Below are 12,973 nucleotides of genomic sequence, written 5' to 3' on the forward strand. Positions count from 1 at the left end.
AACTCGCTGATTTCGGCGGTGTGCGCGGGGCTGTTGGTCTGATTTTGTTGGGCAGTCTGAGGCGGCACCACCCTGCTACCCTATGGCAGGTACCATGGGCTTCAGTTTGGCCAGTTTCCGGAGGTTCTGGGCGGTGGCTGCGAGGGTAAATTCGTCTTGGACGCCACATGGCCCTCGTAATCGGAGTCTGCCTAGCCCGAGGATGCATTTGAGATGTGCGAAGAGCATTTCGACCTTCTTTCGTCGTCTCTGAGCGGTCGGGTTGAACTCGGAGGCCGTGCACAGCCGCGCAAAGTCTCTGACGATCTCATATTCTTCACGATTGATGCTGCGCGTCGCGGTGTTTGGGCAGCATTTAGGTTTTGACAGGCATCTCTGGCAATCGAGTTTCAGGCTGCGATACTGACGGCGACCAGGTTTGGGTTTGTGTCTGCTCGGGTCGGAATAATTACGCCGTGTGTGGTGGAGTTCTTTGCCTTCCGGGCAAATATACCGGTCATTGTCTGCGTCCCAGGTGAAGTCGGATCGCGACCAGGTGCCATCCTTGCGCTTTGAGTGGTCAATGACAGGGATGAAGGGCAGGATTTTCCGTTTGAGTGTGAGCCAAACCAGGTTCTCGGAAGACCCGTAAGCCGTGTCCGCTGCCACCCAATCAGGCTTCAGGCCAAAGCGGTCTTCGGTGCGGTCAATCATCTTGCGCATGGCACCCACCTCTGCCTGCCGGATCGACCGGCTGGCGTCCACATCAACGATAACCCCGTGATCTGTGTCGATCAGGTAATTGTCTGAATACGCGAAGAAGGCGGGGCCTTTGCGCGCGGCAGTCCATTGACTGGCGGGGTCGGCATGGGCGGTGAACTTGGGTGTTGTCTCACTGGCCGCCCCGAAGGCAGCATCATCGAGAACGTCGAGATATTCGCGAACCGCCCGGGGTGCATCTTCCGGTTTGACCGTGCGCTCCTCCCAGCTCTCAGGGTTGCTGGAGTTCTGTTTCTGGACGTCGGCAACGATCAGACTGGCATCAGCGGCAAAACCCTGACCGCCCACCAGCCCCTCTTCAATACAGCGCGCAACGGTCATCTCAAAAACATGGCGCAGCAGGTCACTCTCGCGAAAGCGGCCGTGGCGGTTTTTGGAGAAGGTAGAATGATCTGGAATGCTGTCACTCAACTCGAGGCGGCAAAACCATCGATACGCCAGGTTCAGATGTACCTCTTCACAAAGGCGGCGCTCAGACCGAATGCCAAAGCAATAACCCGCCAGCAACATTCGGATCAGCAACTCGGGATCGATCGACGGGCGGCCCGTGTGGCTGTAGAAATCTGCCAGATGGCCGCGGATGCTGCTCAGATCGAGATGCCGATCAATCGACCGCAGCAGATGATCTTGAGGGACATGAGCCTCCAGCGAGAACTCGTAGAACAATGCCGCTTGCGCTTCCTGCCTCGGTCCCATCATCGCAATCTACCTCCTTCAATAACAGAAGTGAATCAGCGAGTTGGTTCCAGATCAAGTAAGAGTTTTTCAACGACATCCGCCCGACGTGCAGAGGGGTACCGATGTCGACAGCCCCTTGACGTTCAGAAAAACATACCCTATTTTCTGACATGGAGTTGAGCCATGATCACGTCGAAAATTAAGCAACGTATTGTTGGGAAGGGCCGAGGCGCCATCTTCGCGCCGTCGAACTTCCTCGATATCGGATCGCGCGCAAGCGTGGATCAGGCATTGTCACGCCTGGCGGATCAGGGTGTGATCCGGCGTCTGACGCGTGGGCTTTACGACTATCCAAAGCACAGCTCCCGTTTCGGTGTCTTGGCCCCGTCTGCTGATGACATCGCGCGCGCCGTTGCCCGGAAGGACAACCAGGTTCTGCAGCCCTCCCCTGCCATGGCGGCGAACCAGTTGGGTCTATCCACCCAAGTGCCGTCCAATCCGACCTACATGACCGACGGGCCGACACGAACCAAGAAGATCGGACGGCAGGTGATCCAGTTCCGAAACGCCTCCCCGAAGACCTTGGTTGGTGCCGGTTCTAAGACGGGCACTGTGTTTCAGGCGCTCCGTTATGTCGGCAAGGATCGTATCGACGATCAGGTGATTGGCAAGATCGCCCGCACGCTGGATTCCAAGGACCGGGCGCAGCTTGCAAAGCAAAGCCGACATGTTCCGGCCTGGATGCATCCTGTCGTTCAGCAAATCGTGGCATACGCCTAAGCATGGATGCCTTTGCAAACGACACACCAGCAAACCGCGACGAAGCTTTTCGGCAAGCGGCAGCAGAACTCGGGTTTGCCTGGGCGATTGTCGAAAAGGACTTCTGGGTCTGCTGGTCGCTCCAGCACCTGTTTGCCCTGCCCTCCTTTGGCGATCACCTGATCTTTAAAGGAGGTACATCGCTCTCGAAAGCCTATGACGTCATCCAGCGGTTCTCTGAGGACGTCGATCTGTCGCTTGATCGCGCCCAACTCGGGTTCGAGGGAGACAGTGACCCTGAGAGCCCCGACCTCTCGGGCGGCAAACGCAAATCGCTGCTACAGGATCTTCAGGAGGCCGCCGAGGCCACAGTGGCAGGCCCCCTGCTCGATGAAATCAACACCGCCTTCGCAGCGCGCCTGGATCAGCCGTTCTCGCTCCAGATCGACGACGGCGACCCTCAGACCATCTTATTTGCCTACCCGTCTCTCGATGACAAAGACCAAGGTTACGTCAAGCCCGTTGTGCGTTTTGAGTTCGGCGCGCGTGGCGCACAGCTTCCGGCCGAACAACGAACCCTCTCAACCTATATCCAACAAGCCTTTCCCGATCTGCCCGGCCTTAACCCTGTTGATGTGCGCACCCTCGGTATCGAACGGACCTTCTGGGAGAAGGCGACGATCCTACACATGTTGTTCCATCAGGACAGAAGCAAACCGCTCGCTGACCGCATGTCCCGGCACTACTATGACATGGCGCAACTGACCCAGCACAACGCCAAGGCGCGGGCTTTGGCCAATCTCGACCTCTTGAGCGAGGTTGGCCATCATAAGTCGGTGTTCTTCAAAGCGGCCTGGGCGAGATACGAAGACGCAAAACCGGGATCGCTTCGCCTAGCCCCAGGCAAAGACCTCGAGGCCGCACTCCGTCGGGACTATGCCGGAATGCATGAGATGATCATGGGTGACGCGCCAAGCTTTGATGACGTGATGAGCGCGATCGCGGCGCTGGAAGCGGAAATCAACTCAGCCTGACCTCGCAGAGCTTGGTTATTGGAGATCATAAAACTGGTGATTGAGAGCCATTAGAGCTTCGACTGCCAGGCCAGCAAATGGTGATGAGTTATAGGATGCAGCTCTATAACTCATAAATGGCCCAAATTTGAGCGATAGATCGCGATTTTCGCCGCTGGCATGTCATTCTGCAGCCAGTCCCGCATCCGTCAGCTGTTCACGGTCCGGCAGGTCTTGGAGCGACTCCAGCTCGAACGCCACGAGAAACTTCTCCGTCGTCACATAGGTGTAGGGTGCTCCGCGCCGCGGCGACCGTGGTCCGGTCCCGATCAATCCGCGGGCATGTAGCCGCCCGATAAGGTCGCGGCTGATCTCCTTGCCGAAGATGTCCTTGAGCCCGTCCCGGGTGATCGGCTGGTGGTAGGCGATGGCGGCCAACACGGCAACGTCGTATTCGCGTAGGTCGAGATCCTGATCGCCGACATCCGCCGCGGTCTGGATCGCCGCCGCATAGGCCGGCCGCGTCCGCAGCATCCATCCGCCGGCCACTTTAGCGACTTCGAAGGACCGCCCCTCGAGATCAGCCACGAGATCGTCGATCAGCAGATCGACCGAGGCCCCCTGCCCCACTACGCGCGCCAGGTCCTCGCGCGGCACGGGTGACGCTGAGGCAAACAGCACGGCTTCGATCCGGCGCATCCATTCGCACCAGCGCAACTCTTGGGGAAGCTCTTCAAGCTCCCGATCAAGCCCCTCGTCTGTCTGATCCTTGGCCATCGCTAGACCCCATACAGCCGGAACGTGTCTCGCCCCGTCAATTCGCGCACGGCGCCGAGCTCAACCAGACGGTCGCAAAACCGACGTGCAGCGCGATCCGACCGAAGCGATGTCAATGATGTAGGCGCGACAGCATCCTGTGTCAGTAACTGCGAAACCGCCTCCTCCGCGCCCCTCGCTCTCAGCTTTGGCGCTACCGCTCGCAAGCGACTTGCGCGTCGCGTCAGATCAGTGGCCTGTCGTGTCGCTTCCGCAACCGCCGCGATAATCGCTTGATGGCAGGTCAACCGAAGCCCCTCATCTGACTTTCGCAGATCGCCGCGCTTGAAACCGAGCCCCAGAAGCGGCGTTAGATGCGACCATCCAAGCGCCTGTGCCAAAGCCGCATCGGCCAATAGTAGCGCCGTGGCGAGATCGCGAGGTCGCTCCTCGATCACGGCTTGCAGCACAGCCGCAGCCCGCGAGACCGGCGGCCCCTGCCCCGCGTCGAGCCAGGTCGCAATCTTCTCCGGCTCCAGATCAGGCAACGCGCGGTGCAGTGCATTGACTGACACAGGTCGTTCGATGGCCCGTCGCCAGGACAGGTAAACCTCCCCGGCAGGGCCCGGGCTGTCGCCGGGCTGCAGAAACGCAACCGCATCCCGTAACTCTGACGCCCGTTCCGGGCGTCCCTGATGTGTCATGCATGCCTCCGCCGCGCGCAGCGCCAGACGCGCCCGGAGCAAGGTCTGGGGGACTGCATCTTGGTTCAACACAAGATGCAGATGGCTCAGCGCTGCGCCCGACAAAAACGCCACATCTTCAGGGGTTTCAGACCGTGCGGAGGTGACCCAAGACGGCATTCTGGGTAGTGTGTCGAAGCTGTTAGCGGCATAGGTCATACCACAAGACTATCTGAAGACGGCGCTTTTGTCCACCATATATGGTATAAACCGCCCCGCTTTACCTACATCTTCTATGTCCAATAAGTTTGCATTATCGGACGTAAAAATATAGGCTGCGAAAAGACAGGTAATCTCGCAATAAAGGGCACAGAAGTGGCCGAGAAATCGCGCGCAGACCCCCCTGCCCCGTCAATTAACTCTCAGCGCGACGAGAGAGACGGCTCCGCCAATAACGCCATCCGTGTACCGGACACTGTCGCCACCTCCGGCTCGTTAGAACAGCTGGCCCCATCGGAAGGTTTGTTCGTAGAACCACGCTAAGGAAGAACTTCCAGCGAACACAATCAGGTTCCCCAGTCTCTGGCTGGCCTGATGTTCAGTGGCCGCGCAATTTTGCGGTCGGCGGCCCCGGAATGCCAATCGAAGTCGCCTGATAGGATGACGTGCTCCCATCCGAGCGGCGAGGTATGCGCAAGCAGCTTGGCGTCATAGAGGGGGCTGTTCTGCGCGAGGTGGTTGGCGGCCTTGCCCATGTAAATCGTGTTCCAAAATGTGATGGCGGCGATGACGAGGTTGAGCGCCATGGCCCGTTTTTGTTGGGCCGCGTCAGAGCGGTCATGAATGCGCCCTTGGGCGTGGGCAAAGACGGCCCTGGCCAATGAGTGGCGCGCTTCTCCTTTGTTCAGGCCAGCGTGGCATTCCATGCGTAGGTCGGCGCTCTCGATCCAGTCGAGCATGAAGAGTGTGCGCTCGATCCGGCCGATTTCACCCAGGGCGAGATATAGCCGGTTTTGCTGGCGGTACGCCCCAAGCTTGCGCAGGATTTCAGACGGTTTGAGAGACTTGTCGCGGATGCTGGCCGCGAGCCGCATGATATCGCCCCAATGCTGCCGGATCACCTCTTCGTTGATTGGCCTCCCAATGAGGGAGGACAGAGTGGGCCACGCCTTCGCGCTCCCGAAGCATGCCAGCCGCCGGTCAGGAAAGTCGCGCAGGCGCGGGGCAAAGGTCATCCCCAAGAGATGGAACAGGGCGAAGACGTGGTCCGACACGCCGCCGGTATCTGTGTAATGTACAAGTGGGTCGAAGCTGGCCGGGTTGGTCAGGAGGCCATCAAGCACGAAAGGGGCTTCGCCTGCCGTTGCCCCGATGACGCTGGAATGGAAGGATCCGTACTGGCCCGACAGGAAGGAATAGAGTTTCAGGCCGGGATCAGGCCCGTATTTCGCGTTGATGAGCCCGCTGCCGCGATTGGCAGCAAAGAACTGGCCGTCCGATGAGCTGTGCTCCGCCGCACCCCAGTGCTGCGCGAAGGGCAAACCATGATGGGCGTCGACGATACGCCCCAAGGCATCCGCGAATGTCTCCGGCCGAAGATACCATGTCTGCGCCCAAGTCAGCTGCGCGTGGCTGACACGCGATGAGGCATGGGCCATCCGCTCCAGGCCGAGATTGGTGGCCCCGGCCAGGATCGTGGCCAGAACGGCGGCAGGTTCATCGTGCTGCTTGCCAGACCGCAGGTCAGTGAAGGCATCAAGGAACCCGGTCTGCGCGTTTACCTCCCAGAGCAACTCCGTGATGCGGATGCGGGGCATCACGGCATCAATCGCCCGTTCCAGTCGCACGGCGGCGGGCGGTGTGACCGCGTCATGCGGCGTAATCTTCAATCGCCCGCGCTCAATTCGGACACCAGAGAGCGCCTTGCGCTTCAGGACGCGCTCTACTTGGTCAAAACGTTTCTCAATCGTCACTCGCCGATCAGACAACCATGCTTCCGGATCTGTCTCGAAGCCCGCATTCCGCATAATGGTTTCAGCCTTGTCCCGGGGCTTCAGGTAGCTGTCGAACCGGCGATACTCACGGCTTCCGTCGACCCAGATATCCCCGGCGCGCAGGCGCTCGCGCAAGGTGGACACAACGGCGGTCTCGTACACACGCCGTTGTGGCTGACCATCCTGGACGATCAGCGACGACCAATGTTTGGCCGCGAAGGGCATGGGCGGATCATCGGGCAACTTGCGTTTACCTGTGCGGTTCTGTTCGCGCAGCAAGGCGATTGCGTCCTTGAGGTCATCCCCCGCATCGGTGGCCTTGAACTCGAAAGCCTCAAGGAATGCAGGGGCAAACTTGCGCATATAGGCGTAGCGCTCAGCCGCCAGAGCGAGCGGGTCACTCGTTGCCAGCTCTCCGAAACCAGCGATTTCGTCACGCTTGCCCAAGAGAGTTTCCCATCCGACATCAGCATCCAACGCAGCAAAGGGATCTTGCCCCAGATCTTGTGCGCGGGCCATGGCATCAATGGACGCGCCAAAGAGCTGCATCAGCTTGCCAACCCGGGTTTTTCCCATGCGCCAGACCTCCTCTTGGCGATTGCGGGAACGTGAGAAGAGCTGGCCTGTCAGTCGCTCGAACATGGCGATGGTCGCGTCGGTGATCGTGATGGATAAATCCGCCATCTGCGCCGCGAGCGTTGCAATCCGCCGTCGTTCGCCAAAATCGTTCAGCAAGCTCACAGGGGCCACAGCGCCCTCGCGCGCGAACTTGAGCAGCCGGTCGGGGTGGAGGCCGTGCCCAAGGTTTGGCGGTAAATTCAGCGATCGCAGATAGTTCAAGCGATCCAGAAGCGCGGTCATGCTGGCCGGACTGGTCGAATACGGATAGCCCCGCAACCACGTGAGACGCGTTTGCCCAACCGATGGATCATTGACCAAAAGCGCCTGCAACTGGACACGTTGCTCCGGTGAGAGAGCATCAAACAGCGCGGCGGCAGCCTCGCGCCGGGCGCGGGCCCGCCCTTTCAGCGCAAGGCGCTCGAGCGTATCCACGCTCGGCAACACCAGATGCTGCTTGCGCAGCTCCCCGACCAGCGTCTCAACAATCTTCACGCCGTGATCCGTCGCGAAGGCCGCCCTCGTGGCGACATCCTCCGCTTGCTGGACATGTTCAGGTCCGAAAGGGGCAAGCCCCAAGTGGCGCATCGCGACGGCATGATGTTCGTGCCGCGTATTCCGCCTGATGGCATATTCGTCGAGAGTACAAGCCTCCACCTGAAGTTGTTCAGCAAGCCAAGTGATCAGTTCCGCTGGCGGCATGATGCCGTCGCTCCACCCGAAGCCCGGGTAGCGCAGCAGACAAATATGCACCGCGACACCAAGGAGGTTTTCGGCGCGACGTCGAGTGCGGATCAGGTCAATGTCGTCCCCGCTCAGCAGATAATGGCGGATCAAAGCATCAGGATCTGTCGGCACCTCGAAGAGGTCTGCATGCGCGCGGGAAGAAAGTAGTCGGCGGGCCATAAGGTGTCCTCAAAACGTAGTTGCACGTTTGAAGACCTCGAATATTATGGAGACCAATAAAAAGACATATTTTCCACGCCAATTCAGGATCACATCGATGACGTGAAGTCAGGCCACAAAACGGCCGTTTTGGCGACACCATGACACGCACTGGCGACATCCTCGGATACGCAAGAGTCTCCACCGCCGACCAAGACCTGTCCGGCCAAAAAGACCGGTTGCTACAACACGGCGCTATTCGCGTGTTCGAGGACGTGATCTCCGGCAAGACGTTCAACCGACCTGGGCTAACAGAACTGCTTGATCAGGCGCGCCCCAACGACACCCTCGCCGTTATCCGCCTTGATCGTTTGGGACGCTCGCTCAAGGAGCTGCTGGAAACCGTCGATGACCTGAAGGCCAGAGAGATCAACCTGATCAGCCTTGAAGAGCGGATCGACACGACATCTGCCGCTGGCGAACTCGTATTCCACGTGTTCGGGGCCATCGCGCATTTCGAGCGCCGCCTGATCTCAGAGCGCACCAAAGATGGCCTGATCAACGCCCGAAAGCATGGTCGCAACCCTGGGCGCCCACCATTGCAACCCGAGACAATCTCAGCCCTCCAGGATCTCGTCAGCGCAGGACAATCCGTCGCCCAGGCCGCAAAACACCTCGGCATAGGCAGATCAACAGCTTACAAGGTGATCAGAAACGCTACACCATAAGCCATGTTCAGTTTTCGTTCCCCCTTAGCGTGGTTCTACGAAGAAACCTTCCGATGGGGCCAAACTCTCGCGGCTCGGGAAGGGGTATTCGGGCCCCTGCCCCCAGAGACCCAGCCGCGCGGCATAGGCCAGGTTGTGCACGCTCGTGGCACCCGTGGCCGAAATGTAGAAGACGCGGGCGCGGGGTGCTGCCAGTTGCAGCCGCAGGCCAGCAAGGCCCTGCTGAGAGGGTTTGACCCCCCTGCCCTGCTCGGACCCTGCCGCGTTCTGCATGGCATGGGCTTCATCAAAAGCCAGCACGCCGTCGAAATCTCCGCCCATCCACTCAAATATCTGGCTCAGCCGCGTGGTGCCGCATTTGCCCGCGGACCGCAGCGTGGCGTAGGTCACGAACAGGATACCGTCGCCCATCGGGATGGGCTGGTCCGGTTTCCATTTGGAGAGCGGCTGGATGTCGGCAGGCGAGCCGCCGAGATCGGTCCAGTCGCGGATCGCGTCCTCGATAAGCGTGGCGGATTTGGAGACCCAGATCGCCTTTCTGCGCCCGCCCAGCCAGTTCACGAGAATGAGCCCCGCGCATTCGCGACCCTTGCCGCAACCGGTGCCGTCGCCGAGGAAGTAGCCGAGGCGATAGGCCTGTGCATTCGGGTCATCATCGGCGCGCGTCAGCTTGGTCTGGTCGTCATCGATGGTAAACCGACCGGGCAGGTCGCGCCCATGGGCATCATGCGCCATGACGATGGTCTCGAGCTGCGCCTCGGAAAGATGTCCCTCCTCGATCAACCGTGCGGGCAGGTGCAATTCCGCACTTGCGGTACCTGAGGGCACCGGCGGGGCCACAGAGGCCATGGCGATGCTCTCTACCAGCGGCGTGGGATGTTCCTGCGCGCCTGCGATCTCGATCCGCTGCGGACGGTAGCGCGCATAGATGTCCGAGATGGGCGTGTTGTCGCGCGGGACATCGAAGCTTGTGAAGCTGAGCGGACGGACGGCATTGGCCCGTGGTTTGGAGGCGGCAACAGGCACAGCGGCGGTCTTGCGCGGGGCAGATGATGGAACGGTCGGCTGAGCATGAGGGATCGCCGCTGCCCGTTTTACGGGGCGCATCTCGGGCCGGGTTGCGGCCCCGGCGTCGACATATGCCAAGGCTTCATCCAGATCCCGCACAGGGACGCGGATCATCTCGCCGTCTTCCTGCACCTTGTCGAAGACCATGAGCTGGGTTTCCACAGAGGTGCCGAGCTTGCGGTAGACCTGCCCCGGCATCGTCAACGCCAGTCGCGGCGTCAGGAGGCCGCAGGCGCGGGACCAATGCGCGGCATCGCGTTCGGGCGTGAACCCCGGCGGCATGATCGCCACAAGCCGCCCTCCGCGTGCCAGGCGCTTGGCAGCGGCGATGAGGTGCTTGGCGGCGATGTGTTTGTCCCGGGAACGATCGACCGAGGAGGCGAAGGGCGGGTTCATCACCACGACATCAGGGAAAACCGGCGTCCGCAGCAGGTCATCGATATGCTCGCCGTCATAGCCCGTCACCTCGCCGCCAAAAACCACCCGCAAGAGGCTCTGGCGGAAGGGGTCGATCTCGTTGAGCACAAGGGTGGCAGCGGCCCGGGCGGCGAAAGCGGCCAAGGCGCCGGTGCCCGCCGAGGGTTCCAGAACGGTCTCGCCCTTGCGGACCGCCGCCGCCCGCACGGCCATTACCGCGAAAGGCAACGGCGTGGAAAACTGCTGCAGCCGGATTTGCTGTTCCGGCCGGCGCGTTTCCGTCAGGAGCCGCGAGGCAAGAAGTTTTGCGGCAGAGTAATCATCCTCACTGTTGTCGCCACGTAGCAGCGCCTGCACAGCCGCGGCCTGCATCAGGTCATAGGCCATCCGCCAGTCCCAGGCACCTCCGGCATCGTTGCCATGAAACGTCTCGCGCATGATGCGCGCGAGCGCTGAACTGCGCAGGGGTTGGTGGTCGATCTCCGCGCCGATTTGCGCCAGCGCAGAGGTGAGATCAGCGTCGGAGATTGAGAGAGCCGGGTTTGCCAGTTTGGGCTTCGTCATGGGGATTTCCTTTGGATCAGGGTCTGAGTTCCAAAGGACAAAAAGCCCGCTCTACACTTTGAAGGCGTAGAGCGGGCAATTTCTTAGCGGAGGGCCTGCACACCGATCATGGCCACTGCTGCGCAGCATGAAGTACGCGCAAAATGGTCACCATCTCAGGGCTTTCAGCATAAACTACGATGTAGTTCGGTCGAACAACCATCTCCCGGGTCCCATCGACACGGCCCGCACGATACATTTGAGGGCGTTCTGGAAGCAGGGACGTCTTGTGTTCAATCTCATCTTTGAGAACTTGAGCGGCATCCGGGTTGTCGTCAGAGATGTAGTCAATGATTGCCAGCAAGTCGGCGATGGCCGTGGCTTTCCATTCAAGATTTGGCAAGGCGCTTCCCGTCAATCAATGCCTGAGCGTCTTGCATCGCCTTGGCATGGGGCGTTGTGGGCCTTGGATCGTCCAGCGCTTCCTGTACCTTCGCCCGGAACCAGGCGTCATAGGCATCCGGATCAGCGGTCAATCCGGCAGGCAAGCCGCCTTCTGCGGCTACGCGGGTCAGAAGAATACGCACCGCGTCGGAGAGCGTCAGACCGACGCCCGCAAGTGCGTCCGAAGCCTGTGCTTTCAGCTGATCGTCAACACGAACGTGAAGCATGGATGTTTGGGCAGGCATGAATGGTCCTCCTATCGTTCACATTGATGTATCTCATTTGAGATACGATTTCAAGTCGGCGGTATGTGCGCGCGTAGGCCCGAAGTGTGGTCTCATCTGGTAACTCAGCCACCCTGCCCCGCCATAAACTCGGCGAGCACCGGGCTGGCCTCGCCCTTCGCGGAGTTGAGCAGCTCCGAGCCCGCAAGCGAGGCTTTCGACAGACGAACGAGCCCGCCGGTTTCCTCAATGCGATAGCAGCGGCGTTTTTGGCGCCCGCGCCTGTAGTGGGTCGCGGTGTCGATCTGGCAGGTGCTGCCATCGGTGAGCGTCACAGGTGCTGCGAGCTTGATCCTGTCGCCTTCGGCGTAGTCGGGAATCGCGGCCCAGTCCCGGCAGCGCTGGCGCCAGGCATGGGCGTAGCTGTCCGGGTCTTTAAGCTCGGACAGCAGGGCCAACAGGCTCAGAGGCGCGCGAGATTCGACCGGTCCCGCGCTTTCCTCCATGTCCTTGTAGCCCCAGCAGCCGTCATCGTATCGGGTGAGGAAGACAGCCCCGAAAGTGATGGAGCCATCCGCATCGGTCACATAGGTCGTGTCCTCGACAGGGGTGCCGTCGAGATTGGTGACCCTTGCCGCCGCATACCAAGTCGAACCCACCTTGCAGGCTTTGACCAATGCCGTTTTGCGCCTGTCGCTCTCGAAGGTGCAGAGCCGGGTGATTTCCGCTTTCTCATCCGCATAGGTCTGGACGCGACGGTCCGTGTAGAAAAGCCAGCCCACTACGCCGCCCTCCGGTCATCGATTTCCATCAGCGCATCGAGCGGCACGCGATAGGGCTGCATAGCATCGAAATCCTCGCAATTGCCGCAGTTCTGCACGATCGCGAAGGTGTCGCAGGCATCCTTGAGGATGACCCGGAAGGTGCCGCCGAGGCCCGAGGGCACCTCGTAGGTCCCGCCGATGAGATAGTCCGAGGCCCGGCGCACGAAGACGCGGATGCTGTGACCATCGGTGGCGAGCCGGACCGTCCCTTGGCCACGGTCGATGAGCACCTGCACATCGTCGAGGATGTCGGTGTAGAACTGGCCGGTCAGATCGCGAAACGCCATGCGGCGCTGCGCCATCCAGTCGGTGTCCCGGAACGGGTTCATGCCGTCAGCAAAGGCAAAGGAGGGATCGGCCTGTTCGGTGGTGACGATGCGGGTGGTCGTGCCATCGATGCCGTTCGAGCGCAGTTGCACGCCATTGCCGACGATCAGGATCAGGGCGGGCCTGTCCACGGGTCCGTTCCAGTTGGGCAGGAAGGTTTTGCAGGCGCGCGCATGGGCGATCTGCGCCGCGATAGCGGAGGCAGAGAACTTGAGAATAGCCATGGGGATGTCTTTCGGTTGGGTGTGGGAAG

Annotated in this window: 12 protein-coding genes; 3 read left to right on the forward strand and 9 right to left on the reverse strand. The window is 60.5% G+C overall.

The annotated features are described in order from the left end of the window. Positions 1–75 precede the first annotated feature (75 nt). On the reverse strand, positions 76–1,458 hold the full coding sequence (locus AABB31_RS00690; RefSeq protein ID WP_342075054.1) for an IS1182 family transposase: 1,383 nt from the start codon (positions 1,456–1,458) through the stop codon (positions 76–78). A gap of 162 nt (positions 1,459–1,620) precedes the next feature. Between AABB31_RS00690 and AABB31_RS00695 the strand changes: the two genes are divergently transcribed. Beyond that, positions 1,621–2,217, forward strand: a complete 597-nt coding sequence (locus AABB31_RS00695) for a DUF6088 family protein (protein ID WP_342075053.1) — start codon at positions 1,621–1,623, stop codon at positions 2,215–2,217. 2 nt (positions 2,218–2,219) lie between these two features. Next, complete coding sequence (locus AABB31_RS00700) at positions 2,220–3,230, forward strand: nucleotidyl transferase AbiEii/AbiGii toxin family protein (RefSeq protein WP_342075052.1); 1,011 nt, start codon at positions 2,220–2,222, stop codon at positions 3,228–3,230. 162 nt (positions 3,231–3,392) lie between these two features. On the opposite strand, the gene AABB31_RS00705 is transcribed toward AABB31_RS00700, so the two are convergent. The 3 genes from AABB31_RS00705 to AABB31_RS00715 all read right to left on the reverse strand — a co-directional run bounded on the left by AABB31_RS00705 (position 3,393) and on the right by AABB31_RS00715 (position 8,166). Beyond that, a complete protein-coding gene (locus AABB31_RS00705; RefSeq protein ID WP_342075051.1) occupies positions 3,393–3,986 on the reverse strand; it encodes an SMC-Scp complex subunit ScpB in 594 nt (197 codons plus the stop codon). Positions 3,987–3,988: 2 nt separating this feature from the next. Next, positions 3,989–4,867, reverse strand: coding sequence for a DUF1403 family protein (locus tag AABB31_RS00710; RefSeq protein WP_342075050.1), 879 nt, complete (start codon positions 4,865–4,867; stop codon positions 3,989–3,991). Between the two features lie 347 nt (positions 4,868–5,214). Then, positions 5,215–8,166: a Tn3 family transposase gene (locus AABB31_RS00715; protein WP_342074899.1), complete on the reverse strand. Its 2,952-nt coding sequence runs from the start codon at positions 8,164–8,166 to the stop codon at positions 5,215–5,217. A 140-nt stretch (positions 8,167–8,306) separates the two neighbouring features. On the opposite strand from AABB31_RS00715, the gene AABB31_RS00720 reads away from it, so the two are divergent. After that, the gene (locus tag AABB31_RS00720; RefSeq protein ID WP_342074900.1) at positions 8,307–8,873 is read left to right on the forward strand and encodes a recombinase family protein; all 567 of its coding nucleotides are present in this window, start codon (positions 8,307–8,309) and stop codon (positions 8,871–8,873) included. A gap of 24 nt (positions 8,874–8,897) precedes the next feature. Here AABB31_RS00720 and AABB31_RS00725 read toward each other — a convergent pair whose 3' ends face one another. From AABB31_RS00725 to AABB31_RS00745, 5 genes are all read right to left on the reverse strand, one after another. Then, positions 8,898–10,922 (reverse strand): strawberry notch family protein, encoded by a 2,025-nt coding sequence (locus AABB31_RS00725; RefSeq protein WP_342075049.1) that lies wholly within the window; start codon positions 10,920–10,922, stop codon positions 8,898–8,900. Positions 10,923–11,028: 106 nt separating this feature from the next. Then, entirely contained in the window at positions 11,029–11,304 is a 276-nt protein-coding gene (locus AABB31_RS00730; RefSeq protein WP_071974127.1) for a type II toxin-antitoxin system mRNA interferase toxin, RelE/StbE family, read from the reverse strand. Further along, positions 11,291–11,590, reverse strand: a complete 300-nt coding sequence (locus AABB31_RS00735; protein ID WP_044353023.1) for a type II toxin-antitoxin system RelB/DinJ family antitoxin — start codon at positions 11,588–11,590, stop codon at positions 11,291–11,293. The genes AABB31_RS00730 and AABB31_RS00735 overlap by 14 nt, the downstream gene beginning before the upstream one ends. A 104-nt stretch (positions 11,591–11,694) precedes the next feature. Then, entirely contained in the window at positions 11,695–12,351 is a 657-nt protein-coding gene (locus AABB31_RS00740; RefSeq protein WP_342075048.1) for a hypothetical protein, read from the reverse strand. Further along, positions 12,351–12,944 (reverse strand): regulator, encoded by a 594-nt coding sequence (locus tag AABB31_RS00745; protein WP_342075047.1) that lies wholly within the window; start codon positions 12,942–12,944, stop codon positions 12,351–12,353. The genes AABB31_RS00740 and AABB31_RS00745 overlap by 1 nt, the downstream gene beginning before the upstream one ends. Positions 12,945–12,973: the final 29 nt, after the last annotated feature.

Source organism: Yoonia sp. SS1-5 (genome assembly GCF_038443705.2).
Lineage (GTDB): Bacteria > Pseudomonadota > Alphaproteobacteria > Rhodobacterales > Rhodobacteraceae > Yoonia > Yoonia rhodophyticola.